This window comes from Aureisphaera sp. (assembly GCF_059726885.1).
This window is the reverse complement of record NZ_AP041051.1, coordinates 1,965,627-1,991,941: the sequence shown is the minus strand read 5'-3', so window position 1 is coordinate 1,991,941 and position 26,315 is coordinate 1,965,627. Positions and strand designations below refer to the sequence as shown.

The window sequence follows — 26,315 nt, the reverse complement described above, 5'->3', positions numbered from 1 at the left end:
CATATCTCTTTCATGGTTTACTCTTTTATAACTCTTTTAGTAACTGTTCCATTCTCTGTGTGAATCTTAACCAAGTAAACTGCAGAAGACATATTCTCCAGGTTCACTTCTAAATTTTCCAACCCATTTCCTGCTGCTTCCAATACGATACGACCCTGAAGGTCATATACTTTTACGTCCTGAATACCCATTGGGGACTGAATATTGAGCAATCCATGGGTTGGATTAGGGGTTACTGAAATTTTCTGTAAAGCAGCATCATTTGTAGAAAGCACTATCGGTTCCTCGAACGACAGGGTGAATCGACCCTCCAGGTTCCCCGCTTCACTCTCAAAATAGTAGTCCCCATCGGAGAGTATAACGGTTTCATTCAGGTAATTATCGGTTAAGTATACGGTAGCTTGGGTAATGCTAGTGCCCTCCATATTGGCAATAGAAATACTGTAAGTAACCCTCTCCTTAACAACACTGCTAAAGCCCATTGGTATTTTGGCTTCGGACGAGAAGGCTCCTAGGGTTTGAATCCCTAGTTGTTCGCTACCATCTTCTAAATGTGAATACAAGGAAATCGCAGTCGCCAGTCTGTTACTATCGTAACCTGAATCTAAAGATTCTGAGGCCAAAGGATTAAAGGCAACTAAAGTATTTGAACCCAAATCATATTCTAAGTTCGTAAGCTGCAGCCAAATCTTATCGATGTTATCCGTTAACCGCAGAGTGGTATTTCCCGTAGTTCTTCGCATGTTGTTGCTGAAGGTTATATTCCCACCAGCAAAGGCTTTCACACCAAACCCTTGTGAGGTTGCTATCATTCCATTAGGTGCCGTATCGATCCCTGTAGGATCGTTCGCGGCAGCAACTCCTCCAGAAAGGTTATACATAGAGATATCGTCCATACTAAAGTTCGTTCCATTGGCTCCAGGAATGGATGCGCTAGGCGGCGTAAGATGTTCCCAGAAGTAAAGCTCGGTCACCAATGGATTGGCGGTTATAAAGTCGTCTGCCGATATGGCTGAGGCGTAGGGGTTTGCATAGACATTCGGCGTACCGTCTGGATTGCTTGTACCATTATAAACACTGGTTTTGGTAGTTATCCCATTATTTAAGGTTCCCAGCGCATGTGTGAAAAAGTAGGGCTCATCGGCTGGATCTGTATATGAATCTTGTGGTCGAACGATATATCCTCTACCTGAATCTATACTACCCGAAGCCATTTGTGTCCAGAAATCACCATCGTCATCTGCAAAGTTCGTTCCCCCTGGATCTACATCGGGATGCGGAATAAAATTCTCTGGAACATGATCCAATACCAAAAAGGCCGTTCCGTATACATCAGTGCGCGTTTCTGCACTCATTGGACTTCCCAACACCATAAAATCTCTGGTTTGTAATACAGGCGTAGTGACGTTTACATTGATGGTTCCGCTATTGGTAACTGTAGCGGTATCATCCACTTGGACCACGCTACCTTGATGCGCTACGATCAAACTACCATTTACCGTAATATTACCTTGCACCTCGATAAACTCATTGGCACCAATGGATAACACAAATCCTGAATTAACCACCAATTCGCATGCCTGTATATCTGCTGTGCTCGTGCTGTAATCTGCTGCAATGATAGCCTCGATGGTGCTGTCGGGAACACCATTGTCCCAGCTCGTTCCGTTCCAGATGGTGCTCCCACCGGCACAGTTTGAACAATTTAGATCACCATCTGTAAAACTCCAATTATGATTGGTAATGATGTTTTGCTTGGCGGTTTCACCCAAGCAGAAGCTAGCATCCGTTCCAAAACTTACATTATTTTTTAGTGTGAGCATATCCCACTGAATTAATAAATCATCATAATTCTCAGTCGAAAAGGCTGTTCCTATAAGCATTTCGGTAGCAACTCCTACGTTAGAGACATCCCAGTTGCCAATAGGCTGGTTATATAGGGTAGCGCCGTTGAACATCCAACCCATGTCAGTCACCTGACCTACATTCCATCCCGAAATATTCTGATTGAAGTTTACTGCATTTTGGAACATCCCGTACATCGTGGTTACCTGTGCCGGATTCCAATTGGAAATGTTACCGTTGAAATTAGTTGCAGCCAAGAACATGAAGAACATATCTTGAACCTGACTCACATTCCAGCTATTAAGATCTTGATTAAAATCTTCGGCATTGTTAAACATCCACCCCATATCTGTCACATTGCTCACATTCCAATTTCCGATAGCACCATTAAAATCGAGTGCTCCTGTGAACATAAATCGCATGGTTTCTACCTGAGAAGTATTCCAACTATTGAGATCCTGATTGAAGGTTTCGGCTCCATTAAACATACTTTCCATGTTAGTAACATTACCAACGTTCCAGTTGTCTAAAGGTTGATTGAAATTGTTGGCAGCAATAAACAAAAGTTGCATGTTTTCAACATTGCTCACATCCCAATTATTGATAGTTGCATTTCCCGTAAGGGCATGACAATTTCCAAACATGCTAAACATACTTGTTACGTTGGACAAATCTGGAATATCGGTTGCAAGCACATCCATATTTTCACACTCATAAAAGGCATCGGCAAAGGAAGTCCATGAGTTGGTTCCCCATTGGTCGATACTTATTAGTTTTTCTGCATCACCAAAAAAGGAGCCATTAGAAATAAATCTCGGAAAGGTTCCTGCAATTCTGATGGTATAGGTACCAGCGCCACTACTATAGGTATGGGTTACATCTCCAGTGATACCTGATTGAATGGTTCCGTCCCCCCAGTCAACAACATAGTCATAAGTTAAAGTGTTATCTGTGTAAATGGCGATCTGATCGTCGTTGCTATTTCCATTATTATCCGTTTTCCACGTGGTCACAAAGGCATCGGTGCCCGTTAAAATCGCTTTCGGATTAATGGCACCAAACGTACCACTAGAAGTAGGTGTTATATCGAAGATAGCGGCATTGACCAAAGTCCCTGTATTGTCATAAATATTACCATTACTGGCTAGTATTTGATAAAAATCTCCGGTACTACCTTCTCTAAATATGGCTCCTGGAATACCTCCTATACCTGGTAAGTTGATACCTCCAAAATCTGTTCCATAAAGGAAGTCTAGTGGACAACAAGCTCCGCCATCTCCTACGCCTATCGCATCAAGTATTAGACCGAAGGCAGACAGATCATCTGCGGTACCATCATCATCGGCATCAATATCGGTCACATTAGCAGTACCGCTAAAAGCAGTGGTTAGCACTACTGTATGGGTTGGGTTATTTATGTTGGGGATTGAAGCCACTAACAAACCATTTCCATCAAATGTACCTGAGAAACTATCGGCGCTTTTTATCACACCAATATCACTGGTGTCTGTATCTCCTTCTATGACGACAAAAAACCCTGTAAAGCCTTCCCCAGGTTCTCCAATGATCTCAATAGATTGTGGATCATTGGTAGTGTCTGGTTGGTATTCACTTATAAGAACAGGTAAGGTTGCACCCGAAGTGAGCGTTACAGTCGCTGTACATTCGTCGGTATTGCCGCTGGTATCAACAACCGTGAGTGTCACATCGTTACTACCTAAATCGGTGTAAGCAAAGTCTACTTGAGATTGCCCATTGATTAGAAGATTGGCAATGGCAACATTATCTGAAGAACCATTGTCTATCATATCTGGAGTAACCGTAACACCACCCAAATCTATGCTCAGTGAAATATCTTGACAAACTGCGACAGGATCTACCGTATCAGGTAATAATACTACATCGTTACCATCGCCTCCAACGTAGGAAATAAATCCAGCATAGTCACCAAAAGTCACAATACTTCCTTCACTAAGACCATTAAATGTACCTGAAACAAGATCTGTACCGTCGTTGTTAATCAATACCATTTCAAGATCACTAGCTTGAGGTGTAAATCCTCCTGTTGGATTAAAGTCGGCATTGGTTAGCGTAACGCTTCCAACAACATTTAACTGATCGTAAGCACTGTTGCTCTCAATAAAAGGAGCATAAGTACCTTCATCAAATTCTACACTTGTTATTGCTAATGTCGCTGGGGATGTCCCGTTTCCTGGGGCAATGGTTCCGTCTAATTCAACCGAGGTTGAACCACCAGTAAATGTACCGGTACCAGACAAAACAGCTTCAAATCTATTTACTTTAAGCTCATCTAATATATTAATAGTAAAGCCTGTGGACCCGATATCCAATGGCGCTTGAAGTTCCAGTGTTCCGAATTCTGCAAAGAAGTCGATGGGGTTAAAAACCGTGCTACCTAATAGCCTTGTTTTTGTTCCTGGAGCGGCATCATACCATAATTTTTCAAAGGTGATAGCATTTCCACCAAATTCGATAGTGCCACCATTGTGGGTTATGTAGGCTAGTGAACTGGTAGCATTGGTAATATTTAAATTATTAGTAGCCAATATAGACAACGTTCCATCGCTGTTTTTGAAAATATCGGTGTTATTGGTAAGATTGATGTTAGGTGCAAGAACGGTGGTCGCATCTATAGTCAACAACCCGATCTCCAAATCACTAATATTATTGAATACAATCAGTTCCATAGAGCGTCCTGTCGCCACCTCGATCACATTAATGTCGTTATCGCCAAAGAGTATTGCCGTGGTTTCACCGGTGTTTCTCCCATCAAATATCAAGTTATCAGTGGTAATGGTTCCTCCCGATTGATTAATAGTGGTTTGTGCACGCAGGTAAAGGTCTGAGCTTCCCCCCGTCACAATATCTCCCGTTAAATTCAGACTTCCAGGACCAATTCGAATATCATTTCTGAAAAAATCGTCAGTGGCTGTTGTAGTCACAGCACCTAGGTTCACTGGACCAATGGCATGAAAAGACACCCTTCCCGATTCCAGATTTACGGTTCCCGCAAAGGTATGTGTCGCCGTTTCAAGAATATCAATTCTATTGGAAGCCTGTAAATCTGTTTGTCCTGAAATATTGATAGGCGAAGGATCGACGCGATCCCGAATATTTTCGACACCAGAAATAGACAAATTCACTGCCGTAAGCTCTCCAAGCAAAACAAAAGCACTGCTACTGTTTGAGATTGTAAGGTCCGCCCCAATATTTATATGCCCGTTATTTTCGAATGCAGCAACACCACTAGCATTAAGTCCACTAATGTTGATATCATTATCACTTCCCGGCAATGTCACATCTCCCTCAAAGAAGATGGTATTGGTTCCACTACCGCCAATAAATTCTATTCCGTTAGTAATATCGGCCTTAGAAACACTTAATAAAGTAGATGTAATTCGACTGATACCCGTTGAAATTTGAGCCGCTGGTAAATTATTTAAAAACAGTGCATTTCCTGTGGCATTTTCTTCTATGACTAGATTCATGTCGCTGGTATTGCCAATATCCGTGATACGCAACGTCCCACTATCAAGTTCTACCAATACTTCGTATGGATTTTGAATGACCTCCACAGTAAAGGAACAGGTTCCGGTATTACCACTTCCATCGGTAGCTTCAAACTCATTGGTGGTGATACCCACTGGGAAATTACTTCCCGAAGCCAGACCCGAAGTTTGGGTAATCGTGGGTGTTGGATCTGCTACTTGTAAGATATATTGAAGTGTAGCAGCCCCGCCCATTACAAACCAGGTACCCGAGCTACCAAACAACACATAATCGGCATCTTCCGAATTAAAAGGACCACCGCCGCCCCAGTTTGTATAACTTGTACTGGGACCGTGCCATTCAAAAGTACCTTCTATCGCAGCATCAGAAATACCAATCCATTGTGCAGTTGTAGTTATGCCAGCTTGATCTCTGGCTATTAGCAATTCCTGATTTAAATCCGAATCACTAATCGTCGCAACAAAACCACCTTGTGCCTCTGCATCGGCCCTAGCCGCTGGACCTGTAAATGAATTGTCTGAAATATAGTAGCTATTTCCGTTACTTGCCATTAAAAAAGTAAATCCATCAATAGCGACAGTACAGTCGTCGTAGCCAATAGGATCATAATTGATCACTGGATCTGTTTCAAAAGGTTCAATGGTCACCGTTATGTCTGCTGGACAAGTAAGTTCTGGTGCATTATTATCTACCACGGTTACCATAGAGATACAACTGTTATTTTGCCCACCAGTATCTTGAATGCCCAACCTTACTTTATTGGGTCCCACATCGTCACAATCGAAGTTGGATTGGGAAATGGTCCTGAATACGACACCTAAATCATCCCCACTACCTGTAGTTAACGCATTAAAGGTAGTACTGGCTTCATTATTGCCATCTAAGGTTAGGGTAATGTCCCTACAAGAAATGGTAGGGTAATCGTCCTTTACCCGAATATCAAAATCCATATCCCTCGAAGGTTGTTGCGACCAAGGATCTCCGATGTCACGGAAACGGCTGTAATTACCTCCATCGTAAGGATCTGTGTTGGTATACTGAAATCGAATATTCTCAGCGGTTTGAATAATTACAAAGGAATATTCCTGACTGGCCGCTACATTAAGCAAACCCGGAATTGCAATGGAGTGATTTTGTCCAAATACTTCGTTATCGACAAAATCATAGTTAAAATTTTTAAGTATGCTACCAGGAGCACCGGTGTTTCCTTCAATGATTAAAATTTGTGCCGTAGTCGTACCTCCATCGGTTATAAACCCAGCGGTACGTAACTCAATAGATTCAATTTGACCCGTACAAGTGGCTGTCCAAGATTGCGCAGCCCCAATCCAGAAAGAGCTAGTTGAATTGTTATCGGCTGTTTGCGATATATCGTTGAGTCGTGTACAGCTTTGTCCTAAAAGATTCGTAGTTCCTAAAAACAGCAAAAGAACCACTACAAAGTGTAGGGTGATTTTACAATTTGATGTACCTGACTTAGCTATATTCGACCCAGTATTTTGAGCGAAAAAGAGTGAGGAAAAGCAATAATTTGCTTTTGTGAATGGGATCAGTTTTTTCATTTTGCTAGATTTTCAGCAAAGAACCGATGTGCGAAAGAAATACACCATTCGAGCCAACACGTAAATACTACGTACCACCACGTATACTTTTGAATATAATGACTTTAAGCAAGGATCATTTAGATAAACCCAAAATTTTCGAGCACCCAAATTCGTTAAAATGAAAAAGTCTTCAAAGGGTTTATCAAATTTATAGTCTGATTATTGTACAGGTGTAAATCAAAAAAACCCTCAGAGCCTATAAACTCTAAGGGTTTCGTTGTTGGCCCACTACCGGGCCGAAATACATTTCCTGTTTTAGAGTTATTTGTTCAATGACAAATAACTTTAATTTATTCGCTTAATAAAGGGGATAACTACATTTTACTCTTTTGTATTTTACTATTTTTGATTTACATCCAAAACACTCTTTCAAACTAGTTGGATTATGAAAAAATGACAGTGCATTAAGCAATTACAAATCATTTTCACCACGGGCATGAATTTGAAATGGTTAAATATAGAATACCCCTTTGAACAAACGTTTATAGAAAAGCGAAATGTTATTCTATTTGTTTCAATTTTTGCAGGCCTAATTGTTCTTTTTCTTAAACCATTTGGATTTTCCATATTAGAACAGTCCCTAACTTTTTTCAGCATCCAAATAATTGCAACAATAACCCTTAGCATTAACTATTTTGGTTTCCCATATTTTTTTCCTCAAGTTTTTGAAGAACATAAATGGTCTATTTCGAAAGCGTTTTTATTTTTTCTGTACAATTTCATCATTATTGGTCTTTGGAATCATATACTCTATGCTGTAATCGCCAAAAAAGGCATTCTATTTATCGGTTATTCAACAGACCTTTTTCCAATGTTACTTAGGACAATTACTATTGGGATATTTAGCGCGTTCTTTTTGGTGCTGCTGAAGTATAATTTTTTAACCAGAAGACACTTACAAATAGCTCAAGCTTTGAATGAAGAGTTTAAAGTTCAGTTTGAAAAAAAAGTAAATTATAAAAATGAAGGCGATATTGAGTTGCAAATTGGGAGCAGTACTATTTCTTTTGAAAGAGAGCACTTAAAATTTATAAAGGCCGAAGGTAATTATATAGCGATGCACTTTATTGGGGACGAAAAAGCAGTACCCATATTACATAGAGCAACTATTACCGAACTTAACTTAAATCTAATTGAATATCCCGAATTCTTTAAATGCCATAGATCCTACATTATTAATCTTAATGCAGTGGAGTATTCTATAGGAAATTCTCAAGGACTACACTTGAAGATGATTAACGATCATATCAAAATTCCAGTGTCCCGTCCTAAAATAAAATTGCTAAAACAATATCTTGAAAAAACAGATGATGCACAATTCTAAACCATCCATTACAAAAAATAGCATAGAGTGCCATAAAAACATAATTTTCAAACTAAGTGTCTAAAACTAATAAACACATCGGTAGCTTACTATTTGTGTTATTTACTATTTTTCAAGTAACACCGCTATTGATTATATGTTGGCATACGTTCAATAGGACAGTACTTACGGGAAATCCAGGTTGGATACTAGACAAAGATGGGGATTGCAAATTTTTTACAACTTCTAATTATGAAAACCGCATCTTTACATGGAGTGGAGATTGTATTGATGGTTTCACCGATGGCTTTGGAGAATTGCGAATATTTGAGAATGGAATGGAGCATTACATTTATGAGGGTTTCATTTCTAAAGGCATCATTCAAGGACATGGTAAACTAATTGTTCTCTCCGATGGAGATACCTATGAAGGTAATTACCAAAATGGAAAGCCCCATGGCTCTGGCCATTTCTACAATGATGATGGAGACCACTACTTAGGCAACTATGCAAATGGTATGCGATCGGGTAATGGCACCTACTGGTTTCCTCCTGAGAGTGAGTTATTCAAATATGTTGGGGAATGGAAAGAAGGCAAGGAAAATGGTAAAGGCACCTTATTTTACCGAAATGGGGAAAAAATATCTGGGATTTTTACCGACGGGATTCTAACGAAAACCTTCCGTAAGGATTCGATATAAGCAATCTTACCCAATTGAAAATACGCAATAATTTTGATGGAACATATGGTGAGTAGCATGAAACCAATTGAGGTAATAAATAGACTAAAATAAAACTCTATCTTACTTTAAATAATAAATACCCACTCTCCTCATCCCTGTTTATACCATAACAAAACTCTCCGGCTTCGTAGAGAGTACTTACACTTGCGGCAGCTGGGCTTATTCTTAAACAAAGCCGCTTGAAAACTTGGAAAATAGTCAATTCGTCACAATCCTAAGCCATTCATAACAAAAAGTGTTTTTAGGCGCTTTAAAAGATTATTTTGAGCATATAAGTTAAAAAAAGCCCTAGGTATTTATTAACAGGACCATTTCAAATATTGGACGCTAAGGACAAAAATTATTAATTATACACAATGAAACAAAGAAAAAAAACAAACCCCTTGACCTTTCTTATTTTTGCGATCTTTTTGGTCAATTGTAATTCATCGGGTATCGAATTTTCGCCTGGAGAAATTGTAGACACCCCGACACCTAATTATATATCGGAACCCCCAAAGAATATTATCCTTTTTATGGCAGATGGAATGGGTTTTGGTCACCTCTCATTGGCGCAACTTTCTCAACAGTCTAAAAACACTCCTTCCGTTTGGAGTCAGTTCGAAATTAAGACATGGCATGACCCCAGATCTCATTTTGGACCCCTTACAGATTCTGAGGCATCTGCCACGGCCATTGCCACCGGGACATCTACAAATTTTGGACATATTGGTATTGACATTGATGGCAACCATCTGAAGAATATCTTTGAAATGGCCTCCCAGCAAAATTACAGTACTGGAATAGTAACAGATTCTTATGTTTGGGATGGCACCCCTTCAGCATTCGTGGCTCATATAAGAAATGAAGATGATGCCCGAAATATTTTAACACAAATGGCAGAGAGTGAACTTGATCTGTTATTTGGAGAACTTGAAGACCTTGGGGAGGGCGATATTCCGGAAAAAGAAGAGTCTCTGGAGATTTTAAGAAAAAGGTTTCTACTCTTGGATTCCTCTTTAGAACTTCCCGATAAAGCAAAAAATGGAGCTCCAGTAGCAGCCATTTTTCAAGAAGATGAAGTACAAGATATGGACTCTTCTCCTAACCTTTTGCAATTGACTAAAACAGCATTGGATTACATGTCCGCTCATGAAAAACCGTTTATGTTATTGGTAGAATGTGAAGAAATAGATTCTGCTTCCCATGAGAATGACACAAAGAGAGTGATAAGGGGTTTAAAATCCATTCAGGAAACACTTTCTTTTTTGCTCCATTTTTCTAAAGAAGATGGAGAAACCCTATTAATTTTCACCTCAGATCATGAGACTGGAGGGTTTGCCGCTTTGGGAGATTATAATAACTATCCAAAAATGCGTGTTCGGTGGACAACAAAAGAGCATTCCGCAGAAGTAGTACCTTTCTTTGCAACAGGCCCTGGGGCAAATTATTTTGGCGATATCGAGAGAAATATAGATATTGGAAATAGGCTTAAAAAAATTATCTCTCGCGACACCTTAGAAGCATACATAGAGCAATAATGCCTGAAAAAATACCCGATAACCAAACTATGATAGCAATTTACGACTTCGGATTTCTTATTGGCAATTGGCATGTTTTAAATAGAAGACTAAAAGAACGTCTTAATAACTGTAATGACTGGATCGAATTTGAAGCGACCATGGAAACAAAGAGTATCTTAAATGGATTGGGCATCATGGATGAAATGAAGACCTCCTATTTTGGAGATGAATTTATTGGTCTTAGTATAAGAATGTTAGACCCAAAATCTAACGTATGGACCATTTATTGGGCTGATACTTTTAATCCTAAAATTGGACTTAAACAACAAGTGGTTGGTAAATTTGAAAATGGGGTTGGAACATTCTTCGGGAAAGAGATTTTCAAGGGGCAAAAAGTCGAATTACGATTTATATGGACAAAACCCTCCGCGAACACGGCACAATGGGAACAGGCCTATTACGATAAAAACAACGACCAATGGGAAACCAACTGGACCATGTTATTCACCTCAACCCTAAAGTAAAAGCCAATTTAAAAATATGCCCATTGGTGTATTCCTGATTTTGAGCTCAAACCATTGGGGACAAAACCGATCTCTTTAATCTGTTCTTGCAGTTATTACTCAGATCCATTTTGAGAATTGTATCTCACACACAAGAAAAAGTTGTTTATCACTAAAAGCGTATCAGAAATGAAAAGACGTATCATACCAATAGTTTGATTGTTGTACTGGTATAAATCAAAAAACCCTCAGAGCTTGTAAACTCTAAGGGTTTTGTAGTTGGCCCACTAGGGCTCGAACCTAGACTCTTCTGGACCAAAACCAGACGTGTTGCCAGTTACACCATGGGCCAATACCATAATGTGGGCGCAAATTTAAAACATTCTTTGGTACACGCAAACAAATTTTCAGAAAAATGACATCCCCTTTCCACTGTGAGGCCTTAAAAATTCGATTTTTTGGTACTAGAACCAAAATCCACCCTATTTTAAGGCAAAATACACATGGGCACCTAGCCGTTAGTAATTTTTTATCACTCCGCTAGCTATATAATTAGTAAATTCGCCACAACCAAAACAGGAAACCTTCATGAGCGATTTCAATTATAAAAAATGGAACCAAATCATTGGATGGACCGTTTTTGCCATTGCACTACTCACCTATTGGCTTACCGTAGAACCTACCGTAAGTTTTTGGGATGCTGGCGAATACATAACCACCGCTAGTAATCTTGAAGTAGGTCACCCTCCCGGAGCACCGCTCTATCAACTTTTGGGGGCTTTCTTTTCCATTTTTGCCATGGACGCATCTAGCATCGCACTTACCATTAACCTAATGTCGGTCTTTGCCAGTGCTTTTACCATCCTGTTCATGTTTTGGTCACTTACCATGCTCCTTACCAATATTGTTTCTAAGAACAGCGAACTGAACAAAAATAATAGCATCGCTATCCTTGGAAGCGCAGCTGTGGGATCTTTAGCCTTTACTTTTAGTGATAGTTTCTGGTTCAGTGCAGTTGAAGCAGAGGTATACGCCGCTGCCGCATGTCTTCTGGCCATTATGTTCTATTGTGGATTGCGCTGGGAACGTGAAATGTTTACCCCGCGAGGTGATCGCTGGTTGGTGCTTATCGCATTTATTGTAGGCCTATCCTTTGGGGTTCATTTTATGGCATTGCTTACCATACCCGCCATAGGATTCCTCTATTTTTTCAAGAAATACAAGAAAATTACTGTCAAAAATTTCATTATTGCCAATATAGTAACGGTAGCCATTCTTCTGTTTATTTTCAAATTGCTCTTACCCATGACCATGAAGTTCTTTAGTGCTTCCGAAGTATTCTTCGTGAATACAGTGGGGATGCCATTTAATTCTGGAACTATCATAGCTGGCTTATTGTTTATCGCCCTTTTCTATTTCGGATTGAAATACACCCGAAAGTATGGTTATACCATGTACAACACCCTATTGCTTTGTGTACTCTTTATTTTTATCGGGTTCTCCAGTTGGCTTATGCTTCCCATAAGGGCCAATGCAGGTACGGTGATCAACGAAAACAACCCCAACAATGCGAGGGAGCTACTTGCCTATTACAACCGTGAACAATACCCAGAAACACACCTGTTTTATGGTCCGCAATTTACGGAGGCCTATGTGGGACTGGACGCAAGAAACCCTTACAAAGATGACAAACCCAAATATGAAAAAGACCTAAAATCGGGTAAATATGTCATCGTTAATGAATGGAAAAATGCAGGTCAAAATACAGACGATGCACAAAAAGCTTTCCTCCCTAGAATGTGGAGCCTGGAGCACAATGCAAACTATCTGGAACATACCAATGGTCTTGAATTTGGCATTAAATACCAATACCGAGGGGAACAGCGATTGGTAGAAGAAGTCAATAAATTTAAACAGGCCCATGCTGAGGGCTTGGTAGATGGAAAAGACTACAATGACTTCCTTACTCAATTTGGGCCCTTCTTAGACATAAAAAAGCCTTCTGGTTGGGACAACATCACCTTTATGTTTCAACACCAGTTTAGCTATATGTATTGGCGTTATTTTATGTGGAATTTCGTTGGACGACAAAATGATGTACAGGGAGAAGGAGGCAGACTCAATGGGAATTGGCTAAGCGGCATAAAACCTTTGGACGAACTTCGGCTGGGCTCACAGGATAACCTCCCGAGTGACATGGCCGACAACAAAGCCAGGAACACTTATTTCTTTTTACCCTTAATCTTGGGAATTCTTGGGCTGGTCTTTCACGCTAAAAATGACAACAAAAGTTTTTGGGTATTGCTCGTCTTATTTCTCTTTACAGGATTGGCCTTAAAGGTCTACTTAAACGAACGCCCTTACGAACCTAGGGAAAGGGACTATGCCTTGGTGGGATCGTTCTATGTGTTCGCTATATGGATTGGGTACGGTGTCTATGCCCTCTACGAAATTCTGAAGGAGTATATTAAACCCAAAACAGCTATACCGGTCGTCCTAGGGGTTACCCTGCTGGCAGCTCCTATTTTAATGGCCACGCAAAATTGGGATGATCACGATCGTTCTGGTAGGCGTACGGCTAACGCCATGGGTAAAATGTATTTGGATTCCTGTGCCGAAAACAGCATACTATTTACCATTGGGGATAACGACACTTTTGCCCTTTGGTACCAGCAAAATATTGAAAAATACCGTCAAGATGTTCGTATCGTAAATACCAGCTTGTTTCAAACAGATTGGTATATAGATGATATGAAGAAAAAAGCCTTTACCAGTGATCCCATTCCGTCCCAACTTTCACATGATAAATATCGATACGGAACAAGGGACGTAATTGCCTTTATGGAAACCAAAGAGGATACCATAGACATAAAAACCTGGATGAATTGGGTAGAAAGTGAAAACCCTGCCACAAAAGTGGAATTGAATAGTGGTCAATTGATAAGCTCATTCCCTACTAAGGTAATTCGCATCCCAGTGGACAAGGATGCCGTATTAAGAAATGGGGTTGTTGCCCAAAAAGATGCAGACAAAATAGTACCCTATATAGATATTACCTTGAAAGGCGACTTTGTGTATAAAAATCGTCTTCTTATGCTAGACATTATAGCAAATAACAACTGGGAGCGTCCCATTTACTTTAGTGGTGGTGCCTTTGGGGATGATGATTACCTATGGATGAAGGATTATCTTCAATTAGACGGAGTGGCATACAAGCTGGTTCCCATACGAACGCCTGTAGACCCACGAAATCCTTTTGACATGGGTAGAATTGATGCTGAAAAAATGCACGGCATCGTTATGAGTTGGGATTGGGGCAACAGCGGCAATCCAGATATTTATCACGATACGGAAACTCGCAGGAACGGTATTACCTACAGAAGCCATATTGCCCGTCTAGCCGAAGCTTTAATCAAGGAAGGAAAATCGGATAAAGCAGAAGAAGTACTGGACCTAGCCATGGAAAAAATGCCCGTGGCTTACTTCGAATACTATTCGCTTCTAGAGCCATTCGTGCAACAATATTACGAAGTTGATGCAGTAGATAAAGCGAGAAAGGTGTATGAAGAAACAGCGAAAAAACATCAAGAATTCCTGACGTATTATGGTGGAATGACGGTTGGGGACCAAGGGGATATGATTGAAGAAATCTACACCAAGATGAATCAATATGAAAGTTTGGTAGAATTGGTGTATACCTATGACGATCAAAGCTATTACCAACAGGAAAAAGAGAAATTCCTCAACTATTTGAACCCATACAAAGGTTTCTTTGCAAGGTTAGGAATTGATATAGACGAAGAATTCCTTCGGAAGGAAAAACTAACGGAACAATTCTTGGATTCCTTATTAAGGGATAGCTTAGATGTAGATACCACCGAATAATATGCGACCATATCGGGTAAAGACTCCATCCTTTTTGCAACGGTTATTTCCGAAGCGGGTATGGAATTTGCCCAATAAGGATCGAGTGGTATACCTTACCTTCGACGACGGCCCTATTACAAGGGTCACACCTTGGGTATTGGATCTCCTAAAGCAGCACAATGCCAAAGCTACTTTCTTTTGTATTGGTGACAATATAGCAAAGCACCCCGAGGTATTCGCTAGAATACAAGCCGAGGGACACAGTATTGGCAATCATACTTTCAATCATCTTAATGGCTGGAAAACAACGACCGAAAACTATGTTGAGAATACCCTACGGGCAGAAGAAACATTGATGAAGGAAGGATGCCAATCCAAGCTTTTTAGACCTCCCTATGGCAAAATACGTTTCGAACAAGCCAAAGCCCTACGGAAATTGGGGTATAAAATCATCATGTGGGATGTGTTGAGCGCAGATTTCGACCCAGCTGTATCGAAAGAGCAATGTGCAGAAAATGTTTTGAAACACATAAAACCAGGAAGCATAGTGGTATTCCACGATAGTATAAAGGCAGAGGACAGACTTACCTACGCATTACCAAAGGTCTTGGATTTTATAAGGGAAAAAGGTTGGAAGTCCGACGGGATAAGCTACACATATTCCTGAACCAACCCTATAAGGGTATTGGCATCTTGCTCACCGCTTTGCCTCCATTTCATCTCCCCATTTTTGTAGATCATTAGGGTAGGTAAACCCTTAACCCTTAGGGCATCGGCAAGTTCAGAATTTTTTTCGATATCTATTTTGATGACACGAGCTTTGTCACCCAGTGCAGCAGCAACATCCCTTAATACAGGATGCATATCCTTGCAGGCTTGATCCCATTCTGCGTAAAAATCCAACAGGACAGGAACGTGCGCTTCTATTAATTCACCAAATTTGGACATAGGTTTGAACAATTCGTTATTACAAATATAACATTTCCCGCCAATTATGCGGTATTGCGACGTTTTTTAAGGGTTATGACAGATATTTCTGGCCAAATTCCTACCCGACCTGGATAACCTATAAATCCGAAGCCTCTATTTACATTTATGTAGCGGCCAAGTTCTTCGTACATACCTGCCCAATTTTCATAACGGTATTTTACCGGACTCCATTTTATCCAACCCGGAATTTCAATGCCAAACTGCATGCCATGCGTATGGCCGCTCAATGTTAAGTGAAAATTCCTATCGTCCCCTTTTACTTGTTCCTTCCAATGAGAAGGATCATGACTTAGTAGAACTTTGAAATCCTCCTTTTCAATTCCATTGCAAGCCTTCTCCAAATCTCCAGCCTTCTTAAACCCTCCGGCACCCCAATTCTCCACACCAATCAACTTAATGGCCTGTCCATTTCTTTCAAGGGAAGTATGTTCGTTCAATAATAAATTCCATCCCATATCCCTTTGTAAATTCTTCAGGTCCTCAAGGTTCCTTTTCTTAGCTTCGGGTGTGTCCCAAGAGACATAATCGCCATAATCGTGATTACCCAAAACTGAATACACCCCATCGGACGCAGTAAGCTTCGAAAACAGTTTTTTCCAAGGAGCCATTTCCTCAGCTACATTATTTACCAAGTCCCCAGTAAATACAATTATATCACTTCGCTGTTCATTGATGAGATCTATACCATAGCTAATTTTTTCTTCATTGTCGAAGCTCCCACTATGTACATCACTTATTTGCGTAATGGTGTATCCGTCAAAAGCCTCAGGCAAATCATCGAACTCAACGGCATAATTCAACACCTTGTAATTGTATTTACCCCTGTACATACCATAAAGCAATGAGCTGAAAGGGATAGCCGCCAAGCCCAATGCAATTGTGCTTACAAATTTCCTTCGTGACGGCATATAAAATCCTTGGTCATTCCCATTAATTTTTGAAAAAACACCTATCAAAAAACGGATGCTATCTTCACCAAACATTATAATTATCAGAAATAATTTCGGAACGAAAAAAGCCAAGAATACGCCAAATGTGTACATACGCACCGGAGTCATGGTTCTATTCGAAGATCCATACTCAATTTGGTATATAAAAGCACCTAGTAAAAGAACCGAAATGGCAATGTAAAAACCATATATCCAATAGTTTTTAGTTAAGGTTTTAACTGCTTGAAAAGCATATACATCTATGAGGATATAGATGATGATAAAAATAATCCAACGCAACTTTACTGTATTTAGGGTTTAAAGATAACCTCCTTTTAAGTAGGCCTTCCCCGAATTCACTTTTTTTTAACTTGTTTTCGTATCTTTTCGATCCAAAAACCTAACATGTTCAGAAGCATTTTTATTTTCTCCTTTTGGGTCGTTTTTATCGGCTGCAATGAAAAGGGAAACATACCACCACCCGCAAAAAAAGATAAGGCGTTAACTTCATATGTGAACACATTTATTGGTACGGGAGGACATGGCCATACCTATCCCGGGGCTACCTTGCCATTTGGAATGATGCAACTAAGTCCAGATACGCGACTGGATGGATGGGATGGTTGTAGCGGATATCATTATAGTGATGAATACATCTATGGATTTTCGCATACACATCTTAGCGGTACGGGCGTAAGTGATTATGGGGATGTGCTCCTAATGCCCACCAATGAGCTCAATTTCAACAACGGGGCCGATGGAACAAAAGGATATAAAGCGCATTTCAAGCACGAAGAAGAATTTGCCTCCCCCGGTTTTTACAAAGTCCATTTAGACTCCACCAATATTCATGTGGAGCTTACGGTAACCCAAAGAGCTGGAATGCATCGATATGAATACCCATCTTCGAGCAACCAATATTTGATTTTAGACCTTGAACATAGGGACAAATTATTGGATAGCAAGATTGAAACCAACTCGGACACTGAAATTAGCGGGTATCGCTTTTCCGATGCTTGGGCCAAAGAACAAAAACTCTTTTATTATATAAAAACATCTCATCCCTTTTCGACCAAGCCGAATGAAAGTGACATTCGATTTGGCAAGAACTTAGAAGGAACCAAGGCCTTTTTGAAGTTTAACAATCCAAACAATGATCCAGTATACATTTCTGTTGGGATTTCGGCTGTGGATGAAGAAGGCGCCAAAAAGAATCATGATGAAGAAATTGGCTCAAGGTCTTTTGAGCAATTGAAGCAAGAGGCCAACACCATTTGGGAAAACCATCTTGAAAAAATGGTGATCGAATCGGATAATGAAGATTATAAATCCAATTTCTATACTGCCTTGTATCATACCATGATCGCACCCAATTTATACCAAGATGTGGATGGCAGGTATAGGGGAATGGACCTGGAGATTCATCAAACCAATTCGTTCGATTATTATACCGTTTTTTCACTCTGGGATACCTATAGGGCCGCGCATCCTTTATATACCATTATAGAACAGGAACGCACCAATGATTTTATAAATACGTTTTTGGCCAAGTACGATGAAGGTGGCATACTTCCTATTTGGGATTTATCTGCCAACTATACGGGCTGCATGATTGGTTACCATGGGGTTCCGGTGATTGCCGACGCTTATGTAAAGGGCATTAGGGGATATGATGCTCAAAAGGCATTGGAGGCCATGAAACATAGTGCTACACGTGATCATTTGGGACTGGAATCATACAAAACAACTGGTTTTATTCCTGTGGAAGAAGAAAGTGAAAGTGTATCAAAAACATTGGAATATGCCTATGACGACTGGACTATTTCTAAAATGGCCGAAGCTATGGAAGATGCCGAAACAGCTTCGGAATATGGGCAGCGTGCACAGTACTACAAAAACCTGTATAATCCCGAATCCGGTTTCTTGCAGGGTCGATTCCGAAATACTTGGTTCGGGCCTTTCGATCCTTTCGAAGTAAATTTCAACTATACGGAGGCGAACGCATGGCAATATAGTTTGTATGCTCCCCAGGATATAACAGGACTTATGAATCTCATGGGTGGTAAAGATGAATTTGAAGCGCACCTAGATGAGCTCTTTTCAGCAAAAAGTGAGACCTCTGGCAGGGATCAGGCGGACATTACTGGCCTTATTGGGCAATATGCCCACGGCAACGAGCCGAGCCATCATATGGCCTATCTCTACAATTTTGTAAACAAACCGCACAAAACACAGGAAAAAGTCCATCAGATCCTCACAGAACTATATTCTAATGCGCCGGATGGCATAAGCGGGAATGAAGACTGTGGACAAATGAGTGCCTGGTACATTTTCAGCAGCTTAGGGTTCTACCCTGTCACCCCAGGAAGTAACGAATATATTATAGGAACTCCGTTATTCCCGAAAAGTACTATTTCGCTTGAAAATGGCAAGAACTTTACCATTATCGCAAAAGATATTTCGGAAGGGAACAAATATATTGGCTCCGTTCAACTAAATGGAACACCACTTAACCGCTCCTATTTGTATCATCATGAAATCATGGGTGGGGGATATTTGGAATTTGAAATGTCCAGTGAGCCTTCCAATTGGGGAACATCGGAGGAGGCCATACCTTCTACTGAAATCGCGGAAAACCCATTAACGCTTGCTCCATTTATTGCCAGTGGCGATGTCGCTTTCAAAAACAGTACAGAAATCACTTTACAATCCTTAACACCAGGGGCTACTATTTTCTATACTATGAATGATGGGGAATTTCAGAAATACGAAAAGCCAATTGTTATTTCAGAACCATGTGTATTGAAAACCTATGCAGATAAGGATGGAAAACCCAGTAGCATCCTTAATACTGAATTTTATAAAATTGATCCCAATGTAAGTATCACATTGGAAACCGAATATGCCAATCAGTATAGTGCTGGGGGCAATGATGCCCTTATTGATGGAATTAAAGGAGCTAGGGATTTTAGAACGGGCGCGTGGCAAGGGTATTCGGACACCGATGTTATAGCTACCGTGGATCTTGGTAGTATAAAACCTATAGAAACCATCGAGGTGAGTTTTCTACAGGACCAAAGGAGTTGGATCTTTTATCCTACAGAGATAGAATGTTTTGTGGCACCCGGAAAGACATTTTACAAGAACTTGCCCATGCAGAAGATCGATGCTGAAACACCTTCAGAAAATAGTGAAATAAAGACCGTTCAGTTCAACATGAATGGTTACAGTGCCAGATATATAAAAATTGTGGCAAAGAATCTGGGAGATCTTCCAGAGTGGCATTTAGGCCATCCCTATAATGGCAAAGCATGGATCTTTGTCGATGAAATAACCGTTAAATAACCAACCATGAAGCGCAGAAAATTTATTCAAAATACTTCCTTGGGGAGCTTAGGTGTGGTTGCTGGAGCTGCCGCCCTAGCATGCAAACCAAACACCAAAAAAGAGGCGATAGCTAGTATTGACAACCCTATGGAAAACCAAGTTCCCGTGGTCATTTCCACATGGGACGTTCCACAGGCCACAACAAAAGCCTGGGAGGTTCTACAGGAGGGGAAAAGTGCGATTGATGCCATAGAAGCGGGTTGCCGTGTAGAAGAAGCTAATGAACAAGGACAAAGTGTTGGTATTGGAGGTCTTCCCGATCGTGATGGACACGTAACATTAGACGCCTGTATTATGAATAAAGAGGGTGACTATGGTGCTGTGGTATACCTGAAAAACATCAAACATCCCATTTCTGTAGCTAGAAAGGTTATGGAAGACACCCCTCATGTATTAATGGCGGGTGAAGGAGCGCAACAATTTGCATTGGAGCAGGGGTTTGAAAAAGAAAACCTATTAACCGAGCAGTCTAAAAAAGCATGGGAAGAATGGAAAAAAACCTCCAAATACGAACCGATCATTAATATAGAAAACCATGATACCATAGGCATGTTGGCTATTGATAAAAATGGAGACATTTCTGGTGGATGTACCACAAGTGGATTGGCCTATAAAATGGCTGGCCGTGTCGGGGATTCACCCATTATTGGAGCGGGTCTTTTTGTTGATAATGAAATAGGTGGTGCTACTGCCACAGGTCTGGGTGAAGAAGTACTTAAAACCGTAGGGAGCTTCCTCATTGTCGAGTTAATGCGTCAAGGCATGTCACCTCAAGCTGCATGCGAAGAAGCCATTGCAAGGATCGTAAAGAAAAATCCCAATCATAAGGATTTTCAAGTGGGATATATCGCAATAAACAAAAAGGGAGAGACGGGAGCTTACTCCATTCACCAAGGGTTCGTTACTACGGTTTACCAAAATGATAAGATGGATACTTCTTCACCTGGGCATTACCTTAAAGGTGAGGAATAACCCGAGAAACGCACTGTTGTAAGGTTATTCTGATTAAATTGTGTTAATATATTGATTATTAACTTGTTAATATATACGTAATAACACGTATTTTACATAATCTTTCTGTTTTTTGTCCAATAAAACCATAATTTTTTTATAGTTTTGATGTACATAAGTAGGTTGCCCTGCCTATGGCGGGTCAATCAAATTTGGGGCGAAAAGTCATCACACCTGTGGTGGCTTTTCTATTTTCAAAAATGCAACCCAATTCAATTTTCTTATGACCCATCGCTCCAACTTCCTTATAATCAAAATACTACTTTGATAAATGAGAAAAAGCCCACTAAAAAGCGTGGTCCTTTTCGTACTACACTATAACATTTACTTAATATATCCGTTGTTCAGAAGTTGTATTTTTATGATGTAATTGGATGATCGGAGTCGTCCTTGCATCTTTTTTATGGAAAGCCGCTAATGAGGAGAAGCGGCTTTTCTTTTTCTATTAAATACATTCCTATTAATTGGCAAAAACCTTCTCGCCCTTGGCCTCCATTTCCTTAAATTCTTGAACCAACTTTAAAGCATCGGGAATAACATCGCTACACAATACAATGAGCGATCCTTTTTTGGCATTGTTCACGGCATAAGTTATGGCCTCTTTCTCGGATGGTATGATGGTGGTCTTTTTGTTAGGATCTTTGGCGATGATTCCATCATTCAACATCTTAATGAGTTCTTCTTCCGTTTTTCCGCGAAGCCTTTTATCCTGACGTATAATAATCTCATCGAACATATCCGCAGCGATAGCTCCCATTTCATTATTATCCTCTACTCGCCTATCGCCTATTCCTGCAATGATGCCAACTTTTACCGTACATTCCAAATTATCCGTAAACTTTTGAAGTGCTCTCATTCCAGCAGGATTATGGGCATAATCCAACAGGATTGTAAAGTTTTCGAACTTGAAAAGATTTAGCCTTCCGGGCGTTTGGGAGGCAGAAGGTATAAAGGTCTCTAAACCTGCTTTCATATCTTCAATACTTATGCCCCTAACATGTGCAGCCAAAACGGCGGCCAACACATTTTGTATCATAAAAGTGGCTTTTCCACCATAGGTGAGAGGTATCTTTTCCACCTTCATGATTCGCATTTTCCAAGAGCCCCTGCAAATGGTCACAAATCCATTTTCATATACAGCAGTTATACCTCCTTTGCGCTGTAAGGCCTGTACCCTGGGGTTGTCTTCGTCCATAGAGAACAAAGCCAAATTACAGTTGATCCCCCTTCTCATTTCATACACCAAATCATCATCTGCATTAAGAATAGCATATCCATCGGGCAGTACCGTTTCAGGGACCACACCTTTTACCTTTGCCAACTGTTCTACCGTATTTATCCCTTTGAGTCCTAAATGATCTGCGGCCACATTGGTCACTACGGCCACATCGCAATTTCCAAATCCAAGTCCAGCCCTAAGTAATCCGCCGCGAGCACATTCCAATACGGCAAAATTGACCGTCGGGTCCTTCAGCACAAACTCTGCGCTAGCCGGCCCAGTACAATCGCCCTCCATTAAAAGGCGGTTTTGTATATATACTCCATCGCTGGTGGTATATCCTACCCTATATCCCTTCATTTTGGCGATATGGGCTATCAACCTACTCGTGGTGGTCTTCCCATTGGTTCCTGTTATCGCAACAATTGGGATTCTACCTGTGTCCCCTTGGGTCGGGAACAACTTATCAACAACTGGCGCTGCCACATTTCTGGGTAATCCCGAAGTAGGTGATAAATGCATTCTAAACCCAGGACCTGCGTTAACCTCTAATACGGCACCTCCCGTTTCGGAAAGTGGTTTGGTAATATCACTAGTCATAACATCGATACCACATATATCTAAGTCTATGATTTTCGAAATACGCTCTGCCATGGACACATTGGCCGGATGCACAATATCGGTAACATCTTCTGCCGTACCACCCGTACTTAAATTTGCTGTGTCCTTCAATACCAACATTTCACCCTTAGGGAGTACGGAATCTTCCGTATAACCGGCATCTTCCATAATGGTTTTGGTCAGGTCATTAATGGTAATCATCGTGAGTACCTTTTCGTGACCGTACCCACGCCTAGGGTCTTCATTCACCTTATCCACCAATTCCCTGACGGTAGATGTTCCATCACCAATCACATGTGCAGGCGTGCGAAGTGCTGCAGCAACCAATACATTATTAATAACCAATAAGCGATAGTCCTTCCCGGTAATGTATTTTTCTACAATGACCCTTCTGGATACTTCTTTTGCAGCGTGGAATGCCACCAACGCTTCGTCATAATTCTGAATGTCTACTGTAATTCCCCTACCATGATTTCCGTCAATAGGTTTAATGACCAAGGGATATCCCACATAATCGCATGCATCCTTTAAGCTTCGTTCCTTACTAATAATATCCCCTTTAGGAACTTCCACTTCCGCTTGTTCCAAAAGGTATTTTGTGTCTTCTTTATCGCATGCAAGTTCTACACCAATGCTACTTGTTTCTGAAGTCACTGTTGCTTGTATACGTTTTTGGTTGGCTCCATACCCCAACTGGCAAAGTGAATATTTGTTCAATCGAATCCAAGGAATACCCCTACTGGCCGCTTCTTCCACAATAGACCCTGTACTGGGACCCAATCGCTGTGCTTCCCTTAGCTCACGCATTTCCTGGATATCTTCGGTTAAATCGTATGGTTCACCCGCAATAAGGGCTTCACAAATACGAACCGCCGCCTTTGCAGCATAACGCCCTGCATCTTCCTCGATATAAGAGAACACTACATTATATACCCCTTCCTCACCATAGCCCCGGGTTCTACCAAAACCTGTATCCATACCCGCCAAAGTCTGTATCTCCAATGCGATGTGCTCAATAATATGCCCCATCCAGGTTCCTTCTTCCACACGTTGAAAAAACCCTCCAGGTGTTCCGATAGAACAGCGATGCTCATACATAGTAGGAAACATTTCCTCAAGTCGTTCCTTAAATCCAGGAATCTTATTGGACGGTAGCTCCTCCATCTCTTCAAGATCCAAGACCATTACGATTAATTTGTGTCTTCTTACGGACCAATAGTTTGGACCTCGCATCGCATTTATTTCTCTTATCTTCATGTGGTTTTGGTTTTTCGGTTAGTTATAAGGTAAGAACATAAATATATGATTTTTTCAGAACAAAAAATGTATTTTTGTGCCTTATAAAAAGTGATATGAGCAGCAAAGGAATTCTAATTCCGATTGGAGGAAATGAGGATAAGGGAATAGAAGAACATGAACAGTATACTCTAGAGTTTATTAGCGAAGGTATACTGTACCATGTAGTGAAAGAGGCCGGCGGGAAAGATATGAATTTCGTTATCGTGCCAACGGCATCCAGCATTCCAGAAGAAGTGGGCCGCAACTACTTGGAGGCTTTCGATAAATTGGGATGTGAAAATGTACAGGTATTAGACATCCGTCATAGGGAGGAATCTGAAGACCCCAAGAACATTGCGCTTATTGAGAATGCGCAATGCGTTATGTTTTCTGGTGGAAATCAATCGAATATAACCAGGAAGATAAAGGGTACTACACTCCACAAAGTGCTGTTGAAAAAATACAAAGAAGAGCCATTTGTAATTGCTGGGACCAGTGCAGGAGCTATGTGCATGTCTAAAGAAATGATTACTGGCGGAAGTGCCCAAGAATCTTTCGTAAAGGGTGCAGTAGGTATGGCCGAAGGAATGAACTTTATTCCTAAACTCATTATCGATTCCCATTTTATTCGCCGCGGAAGATTTGGTAGATTGGCAGAAGCCGTTGCTCAGTTTCCGAAATTGGTCGGAATTGGTTTAGCAGAAGATACCGGATTGATTATTAAGGATGGTTCTTTCGAAGTTATCGGATCTGGAATGGTCATTATTTTTGATGCTAGAAAAACGAAACACAATAATCATAAAATACTGCCCGAGGGAACCCCGATGACACTTACAAACCTTAAAACCCATGTGTTGGCCAATGGTGATGTGTTTAACATTAAAGATCGTAAAATTAAGGTGTTACCTATAGACGCTCCATTTGTCTAACCACCATAGATTGAAATAGCACCTTCTCCGGTAGATTTCTTGAATCCCCTATACATCCCTTCCGTATTGAAAGGCATGGCAATATTTCCTTGTCCATCGACAGCAATCAAACCGCCATCCCCGCCAATTTCCAGAACTCTTTTTTGAATGACCTCCGAAGCTGCTTGTTCAAGGGACCAACCTTTGTACTCCATTAAACAGGAAACATCGTAGGCAACCACCCCGCGAATAAAAAACTCGCCACTCCCGGTGCAACTTACCGCACAGGTCTTATTGTTTGCATAGTTACCAGCCCCAATCATAGGACTATCCCCTACACGACCCCATTTTTTATTGGTCATTCCTCCGGTAGATGTTGCCGCTGCTACGTTTCCGTTTACATCCAAAGCTACCGCTCCTACCGTTCCAAACTTGCTGTCTTTTTTTATACTATGGTCCAGCTGGAAACTATCGGTATTCTTTATATCCTGCCATTGTTGGTACCTAAGTTCATCGTAAAAATATTGGGGATCCTCATTGCGATACCCAAGGTCATGCGCAAAACGCATTGCGCCATCTCCAGCCAAAAAAACATGATAACTCTTTTCCATGACGTCCCGGGCCAACGAAACTGGATTCTTAATTCCCGTAACCAAAGATATAGCTCCAGCTTCCAACGTCTTTCCATCCATGATGGCGGCATCCATTTCGTGGGTTCCAACTGCTGTAAAAACAGAACCCTTCCCTGCATTGAAAAGGGGTGAATCTTCCAATAACTTTACAGCAATTTCCACTGCATCCAAAGCGCTATTCCCTTTTTGCAGTTCACTATATCCAGCCTCAAGTGCTTCCCCTAAGGAAGCTTTGTACCTTGCTTCTAATTCTTCGGTCATTAGCCCTTTTACCAAGGTACCCGCTCCACCGTGAATTGCTATTGAATATTTACCCATTCTTAAGAGGTTTGCTTCTCATTTCAAATAAAAGTGAAAAATACAAATTGCCCATTAAATGATAGTGAAGTATATCAAATTTCTTTATGGGCGAAAATCCCTTTTTCTTCAAGGTAATTTTTAC

General features: G+C 40.8%; 14 protein-coding genes and 1 tRNA gene. 9 read left to right on the top strand and 6 right to left on the bottom strand.

Features of this window, described 5'->3' with window-relative positions:
- Window positions 1–17 precede the first annotated feature (17 nt).
- Complete coding sequence (locus tag AC6JAD_RS08665; RefSeq protein ID WP_461304843.1) at window positions 18–6,938, bottom strand: BspA family leucine-rich repeat surface protein; 6,921 nt, start codon at window positions 6,936–6,938, stop codon at window positions 18–20.
- Window positions 6,939–7,422: 484 nt separating this feature from the next.
- Between AC6JAD_RS08665 and AC6JAD_RS08660 the strand changes: the two genes are divergently transcribed.
- From AC6JAD_RS08660 to AC6JAD_RS08645, 4 genes are all read left to right on the top strand, one after another.
- Window positions 7,423–8,304 (top strand): LytTR family DNA-binding domain-containing protein, encoded by an 882-nt coding sequence (locus AC6JAD_RS08660; RefSeq protein WP_497865290.1) that lies wholly within the window; start codon window positions 7,423–7,425, stop codon window positions 8,302–8,304.
- 56 nt (window positions 8,305–8,360) lie between these two features.
- Entirely contained in the window at window positions 8,361–8,984 is a 624-nt protein-coding gene (locus AC6JAD_RS08655; protein ID WP_461304841.1) for an MORN repeat-containing protein, read from the top strand.
- Window positions 8,985–9,382: 398 nt separating this feature from the next.
- Window positions 9,383–10,546, top strand: a complete 1,164-nt coding sequence (locus AC6JAD_RS08650; RefSeq protein WP_461304840.1) for an alkaline phosphatase — start codon at window positions 9,383–9,385, stop codon at window positions 10,544–10,546.
- A gap of 29 nt (window positions 10,547–10,575) precedes the next feature.
- Window positions 10,576–11,052: a hypothetical protein gene (locus tag AC6JAD_RS08645; protein WP_461304839.1), complete on the top strand. Its 477-nt coding sequence runs from the start codon at window positions 10,576–10,578 to the stop codon at window positions 11,050–11,052.
- Between the two features lie 258 nt (window positions 11,053–11,310).
- Here the strand turns inward: AC6JAD_RS08645 and AC6JAD_RS08640 are convergent.
- Window positions 11,311–11,383 (bottom strand) — tRNA-Gln (locus AC6JAD_RS08640).
- Window positions 11,384–11,619: 236 nt separating this feature from the next.
- Here AC6JAD_RS08640 and AC6JAD_RS08635 point away from each other — a divergent pair.
- Complete coding sequence (locus AC6JAD_RS08635) at window positions 11,620–14,916, top strand: protein O-mannosyl-transferase family (RefSeq protein WP_461304838.1); 3,297 nt, start codon at window positions 11,620–11,622, stop codon at window positions 14,914–14,916.
- Between the two features lies 1 nt (window position 14,917).
- Window positions 14,918–15,565, top strand: coding sequence for a polysaccharide deacetylase family protein (locus tag AC6JAD_RS08630; protein ID WP_461304837.1), 648 nt, complete (start codon window positions 14,918–14,920; stop codon window positions 15,563–15,565).
- On the opposite strand, the gene AC6JAD_RS08625 is transcribed toward AC6JAD_RS08630, so the two are convergent.
- Both AC6JAD_RS08625 and AC6JAD_RS08620 read right to left on the bottom strand, forming a co-directional pair.
- Window positions 15,550–15,846: a thioredoxin family protein gene (locus AC6JAD_RS08625; protein WP_461304836.1), complete on the bottom strand. Its 297-nt coding sequence runs from the start codon at window positions 15,844–15,846 to the stop codon at window positions 15,550–15,552. The two genes, AC6JAD_RS08630 and AC6JAD_RS08625, sit on opposite strands and share 16 nt — an antisense overlap.
- Before the next feature lie 44 nt (window positions 15,847–15,890).
- A complete protein-coding gene (locus AC6JAD_RS08620) occupies window positions 15,891–17,117 on the bottom strand; it encodes a metallophosphoesterase (RefSeq protein ID WP_461304835.1) in 1,227 nt (408 codons plus the stop codon).
- A gap of 105 nt (window positions 17,118–17,222) precedes the next feature.
- Here AC6JAD_RS08620 and AC6JAD_RS08615 point away from each other — a divergent pair, with 105 nt between their 5' ends.
- Entirely contained in the window at window positions 17,223–20,162 is a 2,940-nt protein-coding gene (locus tag AC6JAD_RS08615; protein ID WP_461304834.1) for a GH92 family glycosyl hydrolase, read from the top strand.
- Between the two features lie 6 nt (window positions 20,163–20,168).
- A complete protein-coding gene (locus AC6JAD_RS08610) occupies window positions 20,169–21,176 on the top strand; it encodes a glycosylasparaginase (protein ID WP_461304833.1) in 1,008 nt (335 codons plus the stop codon).
- Between the two features lie 499 nt (window positions 21,177–21,675).
- Here AC6JAD_RS08610 and cphA read toward each other — a convergent pair whose 3' ends face one another.
- Window positions 21,676–24,312: a cyanophycin synthetase gene (gene cphA, locus AC6JAD_RS08605; RefSeq protein WP_461304832.1), complete on the bottom strand. Its 2,637-nt coding sequence runs from the start codon at window positions 24,310–24,312 to the stop codon at window positions 21,676–21,678.
- Window positions 24,313–24,407: 95 nt separating this feature from the next.
- On the opposite strand from cphA, the gene AC6JAD_RS08600 reads away from it, so the two are divergent.
- Window positions 24,408–25,262 (top strand): cyanophycinase, encoded by an 855-nt coding sequence (locus AC6JAD_RS08600; protein ID WP_461304831.1) that lies wholly within the window; start codon window positions 24,408–24,410, stop codon window positions 25,260–25,262.
- On the opposite strand, the gene AC6JAD_RS08595 is transcribed toward AC6JAD_RS08600, so the two are convergent.
- Complete coding sequence (locus AC6JAD_RS08595) at window positions 25,259–26,191, bottom strand: isoaspartyl peptidase/L-asparaginase family protein (protein ID WP_461304830.1); 933 nt, start codon at window positions 26,189–26,191, stop codon at window positions 25,259–25,261. The two genes, AC6JAD_RS08600 and AC6JAD_RS08595, sit on opposite strands and share 4 nt — an antisense overlap.
- Between the last annotated feature and the right edge of the window lie 124 nt (window positions 26,192–26,315).

Bases quoted from the DNA above. Each gene is read 5' to 3' on its own strand.
- AC6JAD_RS08630 (WP_461304837.1), top strand. From the start codon at position 14,918: ATGCGACCATATCGGGTAAAGACTCCATCCTTTTTGCAACGGTTATTT.
- AC6JAD_RS08665 (WP_461304843.1), bottom strand. From the start codon at position 6,938: ATGAAAAAACTGATCCCATTCACAAAAGCAAATTATTGCTTTTCCTCA.
- AC6JAD_RS08615 (WP_461304834.1), top strand. From the start codon at position 17,223: ATGTTCAGAAGCATTTTTATTTTCTCCTTTTGGGTCGTTTTTATCGGC.
- AC6JAD_RS08595 (WP_461304830.1), bottom strand. From the start codon at position 26,191: ATGGGTAAATATTCAATAGCAATTCACGGTGGAGCGGGTACCTTGGTA.
- cphA (WP_461304832.1), bottom strand. From the start codon at position 24,312: ATGAAGATAAGAGAAATAAATGCGATGCGAGGTCCAAACTATTGGTCC.
- AC6JAD_RS08645 (WP_461304839.1), top strand. From the start codon at position 10,576: ATGATAGCAATTTACGACTTCGGATTTCTTATTGGCAATTGGCATGTT.
- AC6JAD_RS08650 (WP_461304840.1), top strand. From the start codon at position 9,383: ATGAAACAAAGAAAAAAAACAAACCCCTTGACCTTTCTTATTTTTGCG.
- AC6JAD_RS08635 (WP_461304838.1), top strand. From the start codon at position 11,620: ATGAGCGATTTCAATTATAAAAAATGGAACCAAATCATTGGATGGACC.
- AC6JAD_RS08600 (WP_461304831.1), top strand. From the start codon at position 24,408: ATGAGCAGCAAAGGAATTCTAATTCCGATTGGAGGAAATGAGGATAAG.
- AC6JAD_RS08625 (WP_461304836.1), bottom strand. From the start codon at position 15,846: ATGTCCAAATTTGGTGAATTAATAGAAGCGCACGTTCCTGTCCTGTTG.
- AC6JAD_RS08610 (WP_461304833.1), top strand. From the start codon at position 20,169: ATGAAGCGCAGAAAATTTATTCAAAATACTTCCTTGGGGAGCTTAGGT.